General features: G+C 75.8%; 17 protein-coding genes. 7 read left to right on the top strand and 10 right to left on the bottom strand.

All coding sequences use genetic code 11. From position 1 onward, the window contains the following. The first annotated feature begins 38 nt into the window (after positions 1 to 38). The 5 genes from FB380_RS02475 (at position 39) to FB380_RS02455 (ending at position 3995) form a co-directional block, all read left to right on the top strand. The gene (locus FB380_RS02475; RefSeq protein ID WP_166753696.1) at positions 39 to 473 is read left to right on the top strand and encodes a MarR family winged helix-turn-helix transcriptional regulator; all 435 of its coding nucleotides are present in this window, start codon (positions 39 to 41) and stop codon (positions 471 to 473) included. Beyond that, positions 470 to 1849, top strand: coding sequence for an MFS transporter (locus FB380_RS02470; protein WP_229682340.1), 1380 nt, complete (start codon positions 470 to 472; stop codon positions 1847 to 1849). The genes FB380_RS02475 and FB380_RS02470 overlap by 4 nt, the downstream gene beginning before the upstream one ends. A 100-nt stretch (positions 1850 to 1949) precedes the next feature. Beyond that, entirely contained in the window at positions 1950 to 2489 is a 540-nt protein-coding gene (locus tag FB380_RS25780) for a hypothetical protein (protein WP_166753695.1), read from the top strand. Next, entirely contained in the window at positions 2486 to 3067 is a 582-nt protein-coding gene (thpR, locus tag FB380_RS25775; RefSeq protein WP_166755992.1) for an RNA 2',3'-cyclic phosphodiesterase, read from the top strand. The genes FB380_RS25780 and thpR overlap by 4 nt, the downstream gene beginning before the upstream one ends. 103 nt (positions 3068 to 3170) lie before the next feature. After that, positions 3171 to 3995 carry a thioesterase family protein gene (locus tag FB380_RS02455; protein WP_166753694.1) on the top strand — a complete coding sequence of 275 codons (825 nt, stop codon included), beginning with the start codon at positions 3171 to 3173 and terminating at the stop codon, positions 3993 to 3995. A 49-nt stretch (positions 3996 to 4044) separates the two neighbouring features. Here the strand turns inward: FB380_RS02455 and FB380_RS02450 are convergent, their stop codons facing one another. The 9 genes from FB380_RS02450 to FB380_RS02410 form a co-directional block, all read right to left on the bottom strand. Further along, on the bottom strand, positions 4045 to 6690 hold the full coding sequence (locus FB380_RS02450; protein ID WP_166753693.1) for an ABC transporter permease family protein: 2646 nt from the start codon (positions 6688 to 6690) through the stop codon (positions 4045 to 4047). Next, complete coding sequence (locus FB380_RS02445) at positions 6687 to 7373, bottom strand: ABC transporter ATP-binding protein (protein WP_166753692.1); 687 nt, start codon at positions 7371 to 7373, stop codon at positions 6687 to 6689. The genes FB380_RS02450 and FB380_RS02445 overlap by 4 nt, the downstream gene beginning before the upstream one ends. Then, positions 7370 to 8113, bottom strand: coding sequence for an ABC transporter ATP-binding protein (locus tag FB380_RS02440; RefSeq protein ID WP_166753691.1), 744 nt, complete (start codon positions 8111 to 8113; stop codon positions 7370 to 7372). The genes FB380_RS02445 and FB380_RS02440 overlap by 4 nt, the downstream gene beginning before the upstream one ends. Positions 8114 to 8125: 12 nt before the next feature. After that, positions 8126 to 8695 (bottom strand): TetR/AcrR family transcriptional regulator, encoded by a 570-nt coding sequence (locus FB380_RS02435; RefSeq protein WP_208382732.1) that lies wholly within the window; start codon positions 8693 to 8695, stop codon positions 8126 to 8128. Between the two features lie 74 nt (positions 8696 to 8769). Then, positions 8770 to 9567 carry an ABC transporter permease gene (locus FB380_RS02430; protein WP_166753690.1) on the bottom strand — a complete coding sequence of 266 codons (798 nt, stop codon included), beginning with the start codon at positions 9565 to 9567 and terminating at the stop codon, positions 8770 to 8772. Next, the gene (locus tag FB380_RS02425; RefSeq protein ID WP_166753689.1) at positions 9564 to 10283 is read right to left on the bottom strand and encodes an ABC transporter ATP-binding protein; all 720 of its coding nucleotides are present in this window, start codon (positions 10281 to 10283) and stop codon (positions 9564 to 9566) included. Before FB380_RS02425 ends, FB380_RS02430 begins: the two co-directional genes overlap by 4 nt. 88 nt (positions 10284 to 10371) lie before the next feature. Further along, positions 10372 to 12381, bottom strand: a complete 2010-nt coding sequence (locus FB380_RS02420) for a putative bifunctional diguanylate cyclase/phosphodiesterase (protein WP_166753688.1) — start codon at positions 12379 to 12381, stop codon at positions 10372 to 10374. Between the two features lie 151 nt (positions 12382 to 12532). Next, complete coding sequence (locus FB380_RS02415; protein ID WP_166753687.1) at positions 12533 to 13570, bottom strand: ABC transporter permease; 1038 nt, start codon at positions 13568 to 13570, stop codon at positions 12533 to 12535. A gap of 33 nt (positions 13571 to 13603) precedes the next feature. Next, positions 13604 to 14569: an NAD(P)/FAD-dependent oxidoreductase gene (locus tag FB380_RS02410; protein ID WP_166753686.1), complete on the bottom strand. Its 966-nt coding sequence runs from the start codon at positions 14567 to 14569 to the stop codon at positions 13604 to 13606. A 55-nt stretch (positions 14570 to 14624) separates the two neighbouring features. Between FB380_RS02410 and FB380_RS02405 the strand changes: the two genes are divergently transcribed. Together FB380_RS02405 and FB380_RS02400 are read left to right on the top strand one after the other, a co-directional pair. After that, on the top strand, positions 14625 to 15434 hold the full coding sequence (locus FB380_RS02405; protein WP_229682341.1) for a TrmH family RNA methyltransferase: 810 nt from the start codon (positions 14625 to 14627) through the stop codon (positions 15432 to 15434). A 75-nt stretch (positions 15435 to 15509) separates the two neighbouring features. Continuing rightward, complete coding sequence (locus FB380_RS02400) at positions 15510 to 16697, top strand: IS30 family transposase (protein WP_243850108.1); 1188 nt, start codon at positions 15510 to 15512, stop codon at positions 16695 to 16697. 82 nt (positions 16698 to 16779) lie between these two features. On the opposite strand, the gene FB380_RS02395 is transcribed toward FB380_RS02400, so the two are convergent. Next, entirely contained in the window at positions 16780 to 17253 is a 474-nt protein-coding gene (locus FB380_RS02395) for a YflT domain-containing protein (RefSeq protein ID WP_229682064.1), read from the bottom strand. Positions 17254 to 17375: the final 122 nt, after the last annotated feature.

The following is a 17375-nucleotide window of genomic DNA, read 5'->3' as shown; positions in this document are numbered from 1 at the left end:
CGTTAGGCAGGCTTTCTACTCCGGTTAAGGTGGCAGACGTGGCACGGACGACGCTGGACACCGCGGCGCTCGCCCACGACCTGCGGCTGGCCGTCATGCGGTTCTCCCGGCGGTTGCGCAACCAGCGGGTGGACACCTCGGTGACGCTGACCCACCTGGCGGCGCTGTCGACGCTCAAGCGGCACGGTGCGATGAGCCCGGGGGAGCTGGCGGCGCACGAGCGGGTGCAGCCGCCGTCGATGACCCGGGTGGTCGTCGCGCTGGAGTCCCGGGGCCTGGTCACCCGCACGCCGCACCCCACCGACGGGCGGCAGGTGGTCATCGACCTCACCCCGGCGGCCGAGGAGCTGCTCACCGAGGAGGTCCGGGCCCGCGAGGCCTGGTTGGCCGGGCGCCTGCAGGAGCTGTCCCCCGACGAGCGGGACGTGCTGCGCGAGGCTGCGGTGATCATGGACAAGCTCGCCAGTGGGTGACCTCGACGCCTCCTGACCCCGCCCCCCGCGCCGGCATGTTCCGGGCGCTGCGCGTCCGCAACTTCCGGCTGTACGTCTCGGCCAACCTGGTCAGCCAGACCGGCACCTGGATGCAGCGCATCGGGCAGGACTGGCTGGTGCTGCAGCTGTCGGGGGACAGCGGCGTCGCGCTGGGCATCACCACCGCCCTGCAGTTCGGGCCGACCCTGTTCTTCAGCTTCTACGGCGGGGTGCTGGCCGACCGGTACGACAAGCGCCGCGTGCTGATGCTCACCCAGGCCGTCATGGGCGTGCTCGCCCTGGGGCTGGGCCTGCTGGTCGCCACCGACTCGATCGCGCTGTGGCACGTGTACCTGCTGGCGCTGGGCCTGGGCGTGGTCTCGTCGCTGGACGTCCCGGTGCGCCAGTCGTTCGTCTCGGAGATGGTCGGCTCGGAGCTGCTGACCAACGCGGTCAGCCTGAACTCCACGGTGTTCAACAGCGCCCGGCTGGTGGGGCCCGCGGTGGCCGGGGCGCTGATCGCCGTCTCGGGCGGGGACACCGCCCCGGCGTTCCTGGTCAACGCCGCCACGTTCGCCGTCACCATCGCCTCGCTCGCCGCGATGCGGGTCGGGGAGCTGAGCCGCAGCACCCCGGTCGCCCGCTCGCGCGGGCAGCTGCGGGAGACCCTGCTCTACACCCGGCAGCACCCGGACCTGCAGCTGGCGATGCTGCTCGCCTTCGTCGTGGGCACCTTCGGCTTCAACTCCCAGATCACCATCGCGCTGATGGCCCGCGAGGTCTTCGACCTGGGCGCCGGCGCGTTCGGGCTGCTCTCCACCACCTTCGCCGTGGGCTCGCTGTCCGGCGCGCTGCTGTCGACCCGGCGCAGCACCCGGCCGCTGCAGCGGTTCCTCATCGTCTCCGCGATCGTCTTCGGGCTGCTGCTGGTGGTCAGCGGGCTGATGGAGAACTACTACGCGTTCGCCGCCGTGCTCGTCCCGACCGGTGCGGCGGCGCTGGTCTTCAGCGTGGCCTGCAACAGCTTCGTGCAGCTGGGGGTCGAACCGCAGATGCGCGGCCGGGTGCTGGCGCTGTACTTCATGTGCTTCCTGGGCGGGACGCCGGCCGGTGCGCCGCTGGTCGGCTGGATCTCCGAGCGCTTCGGTGCGCCCTGGGGCTTCATCGGCGGCGGCCTGGTCGTCGTGGTGGTGGCCGCCGCGGCCGGCGCGGTGCTCTCCCGGGGGCGCCAGGTGCGGCTCGAGCTGCACGTCCGCCCACCCAGCATGCAGCTGCACGTCGCGGCCGCCACGTCGCCGGCCCGGGCCGCCGGGCTGGCTGCCGTGGCCGACGGCGAGGGTCCGGCGGAGGAGGGGACGCGCGACCGGGTGCGGTGAAGGTCACACTCCGTCTGTCCTCCGACCGCAGCGCGTGACCGACTCGGTAGCGCTCAGCGTTCGCATTGTCACAGGGCGATGCCCGACGTACGGTCGGTCCGTGCCCTCAGGAGGGTCTGTCTCCGCGGAAACCGGGGCGTCGTTGCTGCAGTTGGGTGGCACCGTCGCCCTGTTGGTCGTGGGCGTCGCCGTCCTGCTCCTGCTGGTCCGCTGGGCCACCGGCCAGCTCCAGGCAGACCGGGCCGCCCGCCGCCGGGCCCGGAGCGCCCCGCCGGCCGCCACCCGTCCGGCCACCGCCGGGGCGCCGCCCCGCCGCCGGGCCACCGGTTCCCATCCCGCCGGGCGTCGCGTGCCGCGGGACACCGCGCCGGGCGGGCCGCTCGAGCGCCCGCACCGACCACTGGAGCGGGTCGCGGCCGACCTGCGCCGGCTCGCCCGCGAGCTCGCCATGGTGCCCGGGGGGATGCCGATGGAGCGGCGTCGCGGCCTGCTGGCCGCCTACGACGACCTGCTCGTCGAGGCCGCCGCGCTGCTCGAGGTGCCCCAGCAGCTGACCGAGGTGCCCGAGGAGGCCCGCGAGCTCGAGCGGATCCGGCTGCTCGGGGCGCTGGAGGCAGCCGGGCTGGTGGTGACCGGCTGACCGGGTCGGCACCCCCGCCTCCCTCGGCCGGCCGGCTGTTCCTCGCCGTCGACCCGCCCGGCACCGCCGTCACCGACCTCGACCGGGCGCTCGAGCCACTGCGTCCGGCTCCTGGCGCGCCGCGGTGGACGCCGACGTCCCGGTGGCACCTGACCCTGGTGTTCCTCGGTGAGGTCCCCGCGCCCCTGCTGGCGCCGCTGCGGACGGCGGTCGCCCCCGCGGTCGCCGCCACCCCGCCGATCTCCCTGCAGCTGGCCGGCGGTGGGCGGTTCGGGTCGCGCCGCCGTCCCACGGTCTGCTGGGTCGGGCTGGGCGGCGACGTGCCGGAGCTGACCGCGCTCGCCGGGCGGCTGGCCGCCGCCGCCCGCGGCGTCGGCCTGACCGTCGAGGACCGGCCGTTCCGGGCGCACCTGACCGTGGGGCGGTGGCGGCCCGGCCAGCCGGCGGACGGCGACCTGCCCGGACGGCTGGCCGGGTACCGGGGGCCGGCCTGGCCGGTGCCCGAGGTCGTGCTGTGGCGCAGCCGCCTCGGCCCCCAGCCGCGCTACGAGCGGGTGGCCGCCTGGCCGGTCGGCTGAGCCCTGCCGCGACCGGGTCACCTGGTCGCCCGCATCGGGCAGATCGGGCACCTGGTCATCGCGGCACCCGGTTCGTGACGGTGGGCCTGGCACTCTGTCCGCCGTGCCGCAGACCGAACCCCGCTCCGCCTTCGACACCGCGACCGCCGTCGCCCGCACCGAGGGCGGTGGCCTGGCCGCCGAGCTGGACCCGGGATGGGACGTCGGCGGCGGCATCCTGAACGGCGGGTACCTGCTGTCGGTCGCCGCCCGGGCCGCCGTGCTGGAGTCCTCGCACGCCCACCCCGTCGCGCTGTCGGCCAGCTACCTGCACGCCGCCGCGGCCGGACCGGCGACGCTGACCGTCACCCCGGGGCCGGCCGGGCGGACGCTGGCCCACTCGGCCGTCGTGCTGGCCGACGCCGCCGGGCCTGCGGTGACCGTCCAGGCGACGACGGCGACGCTCACCGCCGACGCCGCGTCGTTCTCCTCGCCGATGCCGGCTGCGACCCCCGTGCAGGACTGCGTGTCGATCGCCGAGAACGCCCACCTGGCGCCGTCGTCGGTGTCGGTGCCGGGGCTCACCGAGCGGGTCGACGTCCGGCTGGACCCGCTGACCGCCGGCTGGGCGCTGGGGCAGCCGGCTGAGGAGCCGATGATGCGGGCCTGGCTGCGGTTCGCCGACGGTCGCGAACCCGACCCGCTGGCGCTGGTCACCTTCGCCGACGCGCTGCCGCCCACCTCCTGGGCCGTCGGGCTGTTCGGCTGGGCGCCCACGGTGCAGCTGCAGGTGCTCGTGCGGGCCCTGCCGGCACCGGGCTGGTGCCTGGTCGAGGCCCGGGCCGGCGAGATCGCCGGCGGCTGGCTGGACGAGGACTACCGGATCTGGGACTCCACCGGCCGGCTGGTCGCCCAGAGCCGTCAGCTCGCCCGGGCGCCGCGCACCTGATCAGACGGTGGTCGGGTGACCCGGCCACGAGCTGCCCGGCGGTCCTGCCTCAGGCGTCCTCGCGGAGCACGCTGGCCGGGTCGGCGCGGTCGGCCGCACGCTGGGCGTAGAGCGCCGCGAGCCCGGCGACGACGACGGTGGCCACCGCCGTCCCGGCGATCGCCGGCCAGGGGACGTCCAGCAGCGGCGTGGGCGGGCGCAGCAGGTCGACGTCCAGCCGCCGGTACACCAGCGCCACCGCCCCCGCCGCCAGCAGCGCGCCCAGCAGCAGCCCGGCCACGGCCACCCCGACCAGCTCGACGAGCAGCGAGCGCAGGTGCGCCCCGCGGGAGAGCCCCAGCCGGCGGGCCATCACGTACCCGGAGACGCGGCTGCGGGAGCGCGCCTCCAGGTACAGCAGCAGCCCGCCGACGGCGATCACCCCGACGAAGACGGCGAGGGCGGAGAGGTAGCCGAAGGTCCACGTGATGCCCAGGAAGTTGGCGGTCTGCTGCACGGCGGCCGGCTCCAGCACCCGGGACCGGAGGCCGCCGGCCTCGGACAGCGCCTCGGTGGCCGGGCCGAGCGCGCCGTTCGTCCAGACCTCGGAGACCCGGGCGGCGCCGGCGTCGCGGGTGATCTCCGGCAGCCGGTCGGCGGCGACGAGCACCACCGGGTCGGCGGTCCGGCGGCCGGGCAGCACCCGGGCCCGGGCGACGACCTCGGCGCCCACCGGGGCGCGCCCCAGCTGCAGCCCGGCGTCCCCGATCGGCAGCCCGGCCGCGACCACCGGCAGCCGGCCTTCGACCTCCGGCCCCTGCAGGGCGGCCATCAGCGCGGCGAGGGGCTGGTCGGCGAAGGAGTCGTCCCAGAAAGCGGTGCCGGCGAGGTCGTCGGGGTCGACGGCGAGGACCTGGACGTCGGTGCGCGCCCCGTCGCTGCCGACCGCGCTGCCGTCGTACCGCTGGACGAGCGTGCCGACCTCGTCGATCGCCGCGGTGGGCAGCACCTCGGACACCGACAGGACCGCCCGGGCCGCCCCGATCTGCACGCCGACCTTGGCGTCCAGGGTGGTCTGCGAGCTCGCCGTCAGCGTCGCGGTGTAGCCGAGGACGGCGACCGGCAGGGTGACGGCGACCAGCAGCGTGGCGGTGGCCAGCCGGGCCGCGGTGAGCCGGTTTACGGCGAGGAAGACGGCGGGGGAGCGGCGGCCGGCCCAGCGCCGCAGCCGCGGCAGCAGGGCGGTGAGCAGTCGGCCGAGGAGGACGGCGCCCCCCGCGATGGCGAGCAGCGGGAAGGCGACGAGCAGGCCGTTGACCTGGGCCACGTTGCCCTCGCTGACCACCGCGTCGCGCTCGGCCAGCAGCACCCAGCACCAGCCGGCGGCCAGCAGCAGGGCCAGCTCCCAGGGCACCCGGACCGGCCAGCGCGGGGCGGCCCCCAGCGGCCGCTCGGCGGTGCCCCGGGCCCGCAGGCCGGCGACCACGGCAGCCGATCCGAGCCCGACCACGAAGGCGGCGACCCCGGCCCAGAGCGCGGCGGTGGTGGCCGCCGGGTCCAGCTCGTCGGCGGGTCCGAGCCCGGCGATCAGCAGCCGGGACGCCGCCCAGCCCAGCGCCGCGCCGACCAGCGCGGGCAGCCCGAGCTCCAGCGCCGCCTTGCCGGCCAGCGGCACCGGCCCGACCCCGCGGGCAGCCAGCAGCCGCACCTCGGTGGACCGGCGGTCCGCCCAGAAGCTGCCGGCGGAGGCGACCAGCACCAGGGCGAGCAGGGCGCCGGCGACCGCCACCGGGACGACGGGTCCGCGCAGCCCCGCCTCGATCAGCGCCGCGCGCTGGGCCGCCTCGGGCAGCCGCGGGTTGGTGTCCGGCTCCAGCCCCGGCAGCCCCGCCGCCTCCTGGGCCTGCTGCTGGGCGCGGTCCAGGCGCCGGGCGGCGCTGGCGGTCAGGGTGCTGCCGTCGGCCGGCACCTGCTCGGCCACGCCGATCCCGCCGGCGGCCGCCGCGATGTCGAGCAGCGTCGGGCGGTCGCTGGTCAGCAGCAGCGCCGGTGGTGGCACGTTCGCCGACGTCCGGTTCAGGAACAGCGCCTCGTAGTCGCACCAGTACTCCTGGGGCGGCACGTCGAACAGGTCGGTGTAGACGCCGGCCACGAGCATCGGCTGCCCGGCGACGGTCACCGTGTCCCCGGCGGTCGCGCCGGCTGCCGCTGCGTAGCCGGCCGGCAGCCAGAGCCCGGGCCGGTCGACCGAGGCCTGCACCTCGACGTGCTCGAGCGCGTCGGGCCGCCAGAGGGCGATGGCCGACTGGCTGAGCCGCTGCCCGTCCACGCCCTGGACGGGGAAGCCGGCCTGCGGGTTGCCCGCGGCGTTGACCGACGTCGCGACCTGCAGCACCGGCCGGCTGGTGCGGCCCTGCTCGCCCCAGGCGTCCGCGAAGCGGTCCGCGAAGGCCCCGGCGCCCGCCGGCGTCACCGGCTCCCCGAAGTCGTTGACGTAGGTGCCGGTCCGGGCCCAGCCGGCCTCGGCGCACTGGGGTGCCAGTTGCTGCTGCAGCGCCGCGGAGCGGGCCGAGGAGAGGAACAGCGGGGCGGAGGCGACCGCGCAGGCCAGGATCGCCGAGGTCACCAGCACCGCGACGACGGCGGCCGGCTGGCGCAGGCCGAGCCAGGGTGCCCGGCTCCACGGGGCCAGCCGCCACAGCGGTGGCCGGCTCACGAGGGGGCGCCTTCGGTGACCACGCCGTCGCGCATGGACAGCACCCGGTCGGCGCGCGCCCAGGCGACCTCGTCGTGGGTGGCGATGAGCACCGCGGAGCCCTCGTGGGCGGCGTCGGCGACGGCGTCGAGCAGCCGGTCGGCGTGGCCGCGGTCCTGGTGGGCGGTGGGCTCGTCGGCCAGCAGCACCGCGGGCCGCAGCAGCAGCGCCCGGGCGACGGCGACCCGCTGCTGCTCGCCGAGGGAGGCCTGGTGCGGGTAGCGGTCGGCGAGGTGGTCGACGCCGAAGGCGGTCAGCAGCGACCGGGCGCGGGCCTCCTCGGCGGCCAGCGTGCCGCTCAGCCGGGCCGGCAGGAGCACGTTGTCGGCCAGGCTGAGGTCGGGGACCAGGCCGAGCGCCTGGGGCACCAGGGCCAGGTCCCGCCAGCCGAAGCCGTCGGGACGCCGGCCGGCGAGCGGGCCGAGGTACGCCAGCTGTCCGCCGTCGGCGGTCTCCCAGCCGCACAGCAGCGTGAGCAGGGTGCTCTTCCCGGACCCGGAGGGGCCGACGAGGGCGACGAACTCCCCGGGGTCGACCTGCAGGTCGACCCCGGCCAGCGCCGAGACGGTCTCCGCGCCGCGCCGGAACCGCTTGACCAGCCCGGTGGCCGCGAACCCGCCGGCCGGCTGCAGCCGGGCGTTCACGAGGTCACCAGCCGGCCGTGGTCCAGCCGCACGAAGCCGTCGGCGATGGCCATCACCCGGGGGTCGTGCGAGGAGATGACGAAGCCCACGCCCGCCGCGGCGAGGTCCTCCATCGCGATGAGCACCCGCTCGGCGGCGGCGGTGTCCAGCTCCGCCGTGGGTTCGTCGGCGACGACCAGCGCCGGGTCGCCGACGACGCCGCAGGCCACCGCCAGCCGCTGCTGCTCACCGCCGGACAGCTGCGCCGGGTGGTGGTCCGCGCGCTCGGCCAGCCCGAGCCGGTCGAGCAGGGCGAGGGCCTCGGCGGCGGTGACCGGGGCGCCGCGGAGCGAGGCCGCCAGCCGGATCTGGGCGACGGCGTCCAGGTAGGGCAGCAGGTTCTCGCCCGGGCGCTGGAAGAGGTAGGCGACCTGCCGCTGCCGCAGCGCCCGGCGGGCCCGGGCGCCCAGCTGGTCGACCCGCTGGCCGGCGATGAGCACCTCCCCGGCGTCGGGGGAGTCGATGCAGGCCAGCAGCCGCAGCAGGGAGGACTTGCCCGAACCCGACGGGCCGACGACCACGGTCACCCGGGCGCGGGGGATCTCCACGCTGACGTCGTCCAGGGCGGTGACCGACTCCGTCGCCGTCCGGTAGGTCTTGCCCACCCCCCGGCAGACGGCGGCCGGCCGGGCCCCGGAGGCGGCGAACACCGGGTCGGCCAGCGGGTCCGCCGCGAAGGAGAAGGCCTCGTCGCTGGTCATCGAGGCGAGAGCCTAGGTGGTGGGCGCAACCACACCCGGGAGGTCGACGTCCCCGGTCAGGTACCGCTGGACCGTGGGGCCGACGGCGGCCACCAGCTCCTCCGCCGACGCCGACGCCAAGGGCTCCACCCGCAGGACGTAGCGGGCCATCACCACCCCGATCAGCTGGGAGGCGACCAGGGAGCCGCGGGCCTCGGCCTCGGCCCGGGGGAGCCCGAGCGTGCCGACCACCCGGCGCAGCACCTGGGAGACGAGGAACTCCCGCAGCAGTCGCGCGGTCCACTCGTTCGTGACCGCCGACCGGACCAGGGCGAGCCCGGCGGCCCGCCCCGGCCCGTCCCACACCTGCAGCAGCAGCCGGACGACGCTGGCGCCGAGGTCCGCCGTCCCGCCGGCGAGCAGTTCGGGGAGCAGCTCCTCGGGGTCGGCCGGGGCCTCGATGGCGGCGAGGAAGAGCTTGTCCTTGCTGCCGAAGTAGTGGTGCACCAGCGCCGGGTCGACCCCGGCCGCCGAGGCGATCACCCGGATCGAGGCGGCGTCGAAGCCCCGCTCGGCGAACGCGGCCCGGGCCGCGGCGAGCACCGCCTCCCGGGTGTCGGGGTTCCCCGGACGTCGTCCGGTCGGGCGGGTGCGCCGTGGTCGTGCCGCCGGGTCGCTCAGCTGGTCCTCCTCCGCAGGGTGGCCGCGGCCAGGGCCAGGGCCAGCAGCGTCGCGCCGGCCACCACGCCGACGTCGACCCACATGGTGCCCGTCGCCTCCGCCGAGCTGCCGACCTCCTGCAGCGCCTCCACCGCGTAGCTCAGCGGCAGGACGTCGCTGACCGCCTGCAGCCACCCGGTCAGCTGCTCCCGCGGCACCAGCAGCCCGCACAGGAAGAACTGGGGCAGCACGACCACCGGCATGAACTGCACGGCCTGGAACTCGCTGCGGGCGAACGCGCTGGCCAGCAGGCCCAGGGCCACCCCCAGGGCGCCGTCGACGACGGCGATGAGCACGACCAGGGGCAGCGGGCCGGTGACGTCCAGGTCGTAGACCGTGGTCGCGATCGCCACGGTGATCACCGCCTGCAGCGCCGCGGCCAGCCCGAAGGCGAGGCCGTAGCCGAGCAGCAGGTCCAGCCGGGACAGCGGGGTGGTGAGCAGCCGCTCCAACGTGCCGGAGGTGCGCTCCCGCAGCATCGCGATGCTGGTCACCAGGAACATGACCACGAACGGGAAGACCCCGAGCATGGTCAGCCCGATCCGGTCGAAGGTGTCCGGCTGGCCGGGCGGGGTGGGGACGTCGGCCCACAGCAGGTACAGCAGCCCGAGCAGGGCGCTGGGGAGCACCAGCATCATCGCCACGGTGCGGTGGTCGTGCCGGAGCTGGCGGAGCACCCGGCCCGCGATGGCCCCGGTCAGGCGGGGGCTGACGACCGGGGTCGGCCGCGGCGGCGAGGGCAGCGTGGTGGTCATGCCACGGCCCCGTCGGTGTCGCGGACCAGGGTCAGGAAGGCCTGCTCCAGGTCCTCGGTGCCGGTGCGGGCGCGCAGCTCGGCCGGGGTGGAGTCGCTGAGCAGCCGGCCCTCGCGGAGCAGCAGCAGCCGGTCGCAGCGACCGGCCTCGTCCATCACGTGGCTGGAGACGACCAGCGTCGTCCCGGCCGCGGCGAGGGTGTGGAAGCGGCTCCACAGCTCGACCCGGAGCACCGGGTCGAGCCCGACGGTGGGCTCGTCCAGCACGAGCAGCTCGGGGTCGCCGACCAGGGCGCAGGCCAGGGACGCCCGGCTCCGCTGCCCGCCGGAGAGGTCACCGACCGGCTGGCCGGCGGCGTCGGTCAGCCCGACGTCGGCGACCGCCGCGTCGGCGGCCGCAGCACCCCGCCCGTACAGCGCGGCGAAGTGCCGGGCGTTCTCCCGGACAGTGAGGTCGGCGTAGACGCTGGGCGCCTGGGTGACGTACCCGACGCGGGACCGCAGCACGGCCGACCCCGCCGGATGACCCAGCACGGTCACCGTGCCCGACCGGATCCGCTGGGCGCCGACGACGGCGCGCAGCAGCGTGCTCTTCCCGCTCCCGCTGGGCCCGAGCAGCCCGGTGACCTGCCCGGTGGGGACCGAGCACCCCACCTCCCGCAGGACCTGCCGGGCGCCACGGTGCACGACGAGATCGGTGACGGTGACGGCGTCCATGACGGCCTCCGAAGAACTCAACGGCTGATGAACTCAACGGTAGGTGAGTTCCGCGTCGAGCGTCAAGGCCCGTCGCGCACGAGGCGCCTCAGGGGCGCGAGGCCGGCGAGCGGGTCGCGTTCCGCAGCCAGTCGGTGACGTCCCCGGCCGTCCGGGCCACGGAGAAGAGGTGGCCCTGGACGACGTCGCACCGCAGCGAGGCCAGCGCCTCGGCGGTGACGGCGTCCTCCACGCCCTCGGCCACCACCGTCATCCCCAGCTCGTGCCCCAGGTCGATGACCGAGCGGACCACGGCGGCGTCCTCGGTGGAGGAGGTCATCTCGGCCACGTAGCTGCGGTCGACCTTGATCTCGCTGACCGGGAGGTGCTTGAGGTGGCTCATCGCCGAGAAGCCGGTGCCGAAGTCGTCGATCGAGATGGTCACCCCGGCCGCGTGCAGCCGCCCCAGCACGGCCCCCGCCCGCGCCGGCTCGGTCAGCAGGGCGCTCTCGGTCACCTCCAGCCGGAGCATCGCCGCCGGCACGCCGTGGGCGCGCAGCCGGCTCAGCACCCGGTCGGGCAGGTCCGCGCGGATCAGCGAACGCGCCGACAGGTTCACCGACACCGGGACGGCGATGCCCTCGGTGCACCACTCCCGCAGCTGCGCCAGGACGGCGTCCAGCACGGCGTCGGTGAGCGGCTCGATCAGGGCGGTCCGCTCGACGGCCGGGAGGAAGTCCACCGGGCCCAGCAAGCCGCGGGTCGGGTGCTGCCAGCGGACCAGCGCCTCGACGCCGGTGACCCGGCCCGAGCCCAGCGACAGCTGCGGTTGGTAGTGCACCACCAGCTGGCTCTCGGCCAAGCCGAGGCGGAGCTCGGAGAGCAGCAGCAGCCGGCTCCGGTCGTGGTCGTCGGCGCTGGGGTCGTAGAGCTGCACCCCGCTCTGCCGCTCCTTGGCCGTGTACATGGCGATGTCGGCCTGGCGCAGCAGCGTGCCGATCTCCAGCGACTCCGCGCCCGACACGGCCACCCCGATGCTGACGTCGACGTCGAGGGAGAGGCCGTCGACCAGGAACGGCGTGCCGAGGGCGGCCTGCAGACGGGCCGCCGCGGCGCAGGCCTCGGCCGCGGTGACGTCGGGGAGCAGCACGGCGAACTCGTCGCCACCGAGCCGGGCGACCAGGTCGACGTCGCGCACCAGTGGCCGCAGCCGCGGGCCGACCTGGGCGAGCAGCCGGTCGCCGTAGCTGTGCCCCAGGGTGTCGTTGACCTCCTTGAACCGGTCGAGGTCCATCAGCAGCACGGCGAGCCGGGCCGGCCCGGTGAGCAGCTCGGCGCCCCGGGCGAGCAGCGCCGCGCGGTTGGGCAGCCCGGTGAGCGCGTCGTGGGTGGCCTGGAAGGCCAGCCGCTGCTGGAGTTCCAGCCGGTCGGTCACGTCCCGCGCGCTGACCAGCAGGCCGCCGATGACCGGGTCGTCGCGCCGGTCCGAGGAGCTGATCTCCAGGTGCCGCCAGCCGCCGTCCCGGTGCCTGGCCTGGACCAGGAACACCTGGGACAGGGGCTGACCGTCCGGCGCGATCGGTGCGCCCGAGTCGGTGAACAGGTCGGCGTCGTCGGCGCTCAGCAGCTCGGCGGCGTGCCTGCCCAGCAGCTCCTCGCGGGTCCAGCCGAGCACGGTGGCGACCGAGTCGGAGACGAAGGAGAGCTCGCCGGTCGGGGTCAGCAGGGCCATCACGTCGTTGGTCGCGTGCACCACCGACCGGAACCGGCGCTCGTGGTCCAGGGCGGCCAGCAGGGCGTTGAAGGCGGCGGCCGTGGTGCCCAGGTCGTCCCGCGAGCCGACCGGGAGGGCCAGGTCGAGGGCCGGCCGCGACGAGCTCTGGGCGGTGGCGACCGGGTTGCCGACGGTGGCGGCGACGTCGGACAGCCGACCGGCCAGCACCCGCAGCCGGGCGCCGACGACTCGCCGGACGAGCAGCCAGTTGGCGCAGCCCAGCACGAGGCCGGCGGCCAGGCAGGCGGCGCGGAAGGTGGGGGCGGTGGTGTGCCGGCCGGGTACGCCGAGGACGTCGGCGAAGTACGGGAAGACCGCGCCCACGGCGAGGCCGAGGAGGGCCATCCCGACCGCGAGCCGGGTGAAGGCCGACCTGCGGTCAGGGGTGTTCCCTCGACTCGTCGTCCGCCCTGGCGCCATGCGGACAGGTCGGCAGCGGAGGGCGTCGGCTGCACCGTGCGGCCGCTGCCCTCCCTCGTGCGAGGGGGCCCGGAGGTCAGTCACCGGAGGAGCCGGCGCCGCGTCGGCGGCGCACGGCGTCGAGCAGGGCGATCAGCAGCAGGGGCACGATCGACCACAGTGCCAGCACCCACAAGGCCCGGACGACGCCGTCGTCGGCGAAGTAGGCGGCACCGCGCAGCGCACGCACCGCCACCCCGGGCGGCAGGACGTCGGCCAGCGGCTGCATCCACGGGGGCAGGTACTGCGCCGGCAGGTTGCCGGTGCTCGTGGCGTTGCCCAGGATGATCAGCCCGAGCGAGGTGACGAAGGTGCCGCCGGAGCCGATCGCGCGCAGCATCAGCGCGGCGGGTGCGGCCACCGCCAGGGCGAGCAGCCCGACCAGCAGGGCCAGGACCCCGAACCCGGCGGGGACGGCGTCGAACAGCACGCCGGCCGCCCAGGCGACCAGCAGGCCGGAGACCGTCGCGAACAGCAGGATGCTCAGCACCCGCCAGCGCAGCGGGAGCTTCGGCGCCGCCTGGTAGGACGTGATGCCGAACAGGAACCCGCCCAGCACCACCCCGAACGCGCCGTAGAAGATGCCCAGTCCGCGGGTGTCGCCGCTGGCGAGGGGGCGCAGGTCGACGACCTCCAGCCCCTCGGCGACCGGCCCGAAGGCCTGGGTGAGCGTCTGGGTCACCCCCTGCCCGTGCGCCCCGGCCACCAGCAGGCGGGGCTGCGGGCCCTCGAGCAGCAGCGCGCCGTAGACGTCGGCCTGCCGGACGGCGGCCCGGGCGGCGGCCTCGTCGGGGAGCGACCGGACGGAGAGGCCTCCCGGGTCCTGCTGCTCGAGGGCGGTGGCCACCGACTCGACCTGCTGGGTGCTGCCGACGACGGCCACCGGGAGGTCGTGCGGCACCGCGGCGTGGAAGGCGTCGAGGAAGACCATCACGAAGGCCAGCCCGATCAGGGTGGCGACGAGCGCCGGGACGCCGACGCCCCGCGCCAGCGCGGCCGGCCGTGAGCCGTTCGACCGCTCGAGCTCGACGCCGGCCTGGGCCGGTCCGGGCGGGGGGCTGAACCCCCCGGGCACGGGTGTGCTCCTGTCCGGGTGTCGGGGGACAGGTCAGCCGGCTGCGGCCACCAGTGCGGTGCCCAGCGCGTCGCCGGACCGCCAGGCGCTCGCCACCCTCGACGGCGCCGCCCAGCCGTCGCCGCACAGCCCGACCCCGTCGGCCAGTGCGAACGGCTCCTCGCGCGGGGCGGCCGGCTTGGCGTACGTCCAGCGGTGCACGTGCGTCCACTCCGGCTCACCGGCCACGCCCAGCACGCCGCGCAGCGCGGCGACGACCGCGGGCGCCGCGCGGTCCGGGTCCTCGAGGTGCGCGGCGGCGAAGGCGGGCGTGGTGTGCGCGACCAGCACCGGCGCGCCGTCCCCGCGGCGGTCCCCGTCGTCGGCGACCCAGTCGAGCACCGGGGAGTCGTGCACGAAGACACCGTGCAGGTCCGCCGGCCAGCCCCGCTCGGCGAAGCCGACGGCCACCGCGAGGGTGGGCTGCCACTCGGCGGGCGCCAGGCTCCCGGCGATCGCCGCCCCGGGGTCCAGCAGCCGGGCCGCCTGGGGGTCGGGCATCGCCAGGACGACGGCGGCGGCCGGGTCGCCGTCCACCGTCGGGCGCCCGCCGGTGCCGACGCGGGTGACCGGCCGCTCCCGCTGCACGTCCAGCCCGGCGGCCAGGTCGGTGACCAGGCCGCGGAGGCCGCCGGCGGTGCCGTACCGCAGCGGCCCGGACGTCGTCCGCTCGATGCCGGCCGGGCCGGCGACGGCGAACGTGTCCGTCCACGGCCGGGCCAGGCCGCGGTCCACCCACCCGGCGACGACCGCGGCGAACCCGTCGTCCTCGCCGACGGTGAAGTAGGAGGCGCCCAGGTCGACGGGGCGGCCGTGCAGGGTGCGGCCGCCCATCCGGCCGCCGAGCCGGCGCCCCCGGTCCCGGACCTGCACCGGCAGCCCCCGGTCGGCCAGGGCCCGGGCGCAGGCGATGCCGGCGATGCCGCCGCCGATGACGAGGGTGGTGTCCGCGTTGCTCACCCGGTCGATCCTGCTGGCGGCCACCGGATCGTGCGCGTCGGGGATGATCCTCGGCGTGCCCGTCCCCCCTGTGCTGATCACCGACCCGGCCGACGACCGGGTCGCCGACTTCCGCGACCTGGTCGCCGGCGACCGCAGGCCCGGGACCGAACGCGGCACCGGGCCGGTGATCGTGGAGGGTGTGCCGGCGGTCCAGCGGCTGCTCGCCTCGCCGTACCCGGTGCGCAGCGTCTTCGGCATCCCCGGCCGGGTGGCCGACCTGCAGCTGCCCGAGGACGTGCCGGCCTACGAGGCCGATCGGTGGGTGCTCTCCGACGTCATCGGGTTCCGGCTGACCCGGGGCGTGCTCGCCTCCGCCGACCGGCTCCCGCCGCCGGACCTGGACGAGCTGCTGACCGGCCCCGATCCGGCCGCGCCGCGCCGGCTGGCCGTGCTGGAGGGGCTCAACGACCACGAGAACATCGGGTCGATCGCCCGGTCGGCGATGGCCCTCGGGGTCGACGGCCTGCTGCTGGACCCCACCTGCGCGGACCCGCTGTACCGGCGGTGCGTGCGGGTGTCGATGGGGCACGTGCTGTCGCTGCCGATCGCGGTGCTGGGCAGCTGGCCGACCGACCTGGACCGGCTGCACGACGCCGGCTACCTCACGGTGGCGCTGACCCCGGCGGCCGACGCCGTCGACCTGGGCGACGTCGACCTCGCCGCCCACCCGCGCACCGCCGTCCTGCTCGGCGCCGAGGGCCCGGGGCTCACCGATGCGGCGAAGACCGCCGCCCGGGTGCGCGCCCGGATCCCGATGCGCCCCGGCGTCGACTCCCTCGGGGTGGCCGCCGCCGCGGCGGTTGCCTTCGCCACACTGCGCTGACCGGCCCGTCCAGCGGTGATCAGGTCACTCGGTGTCAGGGGGTCGTTGCATCACCCCAGTTGAGGGGTGCTGTCGATGGCCGTGACGAGGGCAAATCAGCGGGTGTTCTGGGAGGGGATCGCTGAGGGGCTGCCGACGGAGGCAGCCGCTCGGCGATCCCGGGTCGGTGGGCAGCGCGGTCGACGGTGGTTCCGGGAAGCTGGTGGGGTGCCACCGCTGGAGATCACCGAGCCTTCGGGCCGGTTCCTGTCGCTGAGCGAGCGGGAGGAGATCGCGGTCGGGCTGGCTGCTGGCCAGTCCGCCCGGCAGATCGCCCGTCAGCTGGGGCGTGCGGCCACGACGGTCAGCCGCGAGCTGGGCCTGTGGGCCCAGGCCCATCCCGACCGGCCCTACCGGGCAGTCCAGGCCCAGGTCGACGCCGAGACCCGCGGTGCCCGCCCCAAGCCGTTCAAGCTGGCCCATGAGCCGCTGCGGGAACGGGTGCAGGCCGATCTGGAGCGCAAGTACTCACCGCGCCAGATCGCCATGCGCCTGGCCATCGAGTTCCCCGACGAACCAGCCATGCGCCCCTCCCACGAGGCCATCTACCAGGCCCTCTACGTCCAGGGCCGAGGCCTGCTGCGCCGGGAACTGGCTGCCTGCCTGCGCACCGGGCGCGCGATCCGCCGCCCCCGCCGCCGCATCGATGGCCGATCCGACCCCAACCGCCGCATCCCCGGCAAGATCATGATCAGTGAACGCCCCGCCGAGGCCGCCGACCGCGCCGTCCCCGGGCACTGGGAAGGCGACCTGATCGCCGGCAAGGCCAACAAGTCCTACATCGGCACCCTGGTGGAGCGCACCACCCGGTTCTGCATCCTGCTGCACCTGCCCGGGACCAAGCCCGACCCACTGGCCCTGCAAGAAGCCATCATCGCCGGCATCGGGCAACTGCCCAAGCACCTGCGACTGTCCCTGACCTGGGACCAAGGCCTGGAAATGCGCCGGCACGCCGACATCACCCTCGCCGCGGACCTGCCCATCTACTTCTGCGACCCGCACTCACCCTGGCAGCGCGGCAGCAACGAGAACACCAACGGACTGCTCCGCCAGTACTTCCCCAAAGGCACCGACCTCACCGCGCACACCCCCACCGACCTGGCGATGGTCGCCGCCGAACTCAACGGACGACCCCGCCAGACCCTCGGCTGGCGCACCCCCGCCGAAGCCCTAAACGACCTACTCTCACCACCTCAACCAACCGGTGATGCAACGACCACCTGAACCCACCTCACCTGATCACCGGCTGTCCTCCGGCACCAACGCTGGTCCCGGGGGCCAGTCACTGCTGAGGGGGGAGGGCCGATCAGCCGCGCAGGGAGAGCTTGGCGAGCTCGGCGCGCGCCTGCTCGGCGTGCTGCGGGGCGCACATCACGTCGTAGCGGCTGGCCACGACCTTGCTGGTGCTGGTGAAGTCGCGCTGCCCGCGGCTGGTCGAGTAGCCGACCGCGCCGAAGACCGCACCGAACACCAGCCCGATCAGCAGACCGCTGAGCACCGAGCCGACCCAGCCGCCGCCGTCGGCGGCGAAGATGCCCAGCAGGAGGCCCACGAAGAGCCCGAACCACGCGCCGCTGGCCGCGCCGGCGGCGATCGCCCGGCCCCAGCTGAGCCGGCCGGTGACCCGCTCGACCATCCGCAGGTCGGTGCCGATGATCGTCACGTTCTCCACCGGGAACTTCTCGTCGGAGAGGAAGTCCACCGCCTTCTGGGCCTGCTGGTAGTCGTCGTAGGACCCCACCTGGACGCCGCCGAGCGGCATGGACACCGAAGCTGACATGTCTGTCTCCGTTCCGCGCCGGCCTGCTGGCGGAGACCGGACGTTCCGGCCACCCCTCGCATCCCGCAGGACGACGACCGACTCACTACCCGGAACGATCTTCACGGACACGCTGTTCCACG

This window comes from Modestobacter marinus (assembly GCF_011758655.1).
GTDB classification, from domain to species: Bacteria; Actinomycetota; Actinomycetes; order Mycobacteriales; family Geodermatophilaceae; genus Modestobacter; species Modestobacter marinus.
Note: the sequence above shows the minus strand (reverse complement) of the source record. Positions and strands in the feature narration are given on the sequence as shown.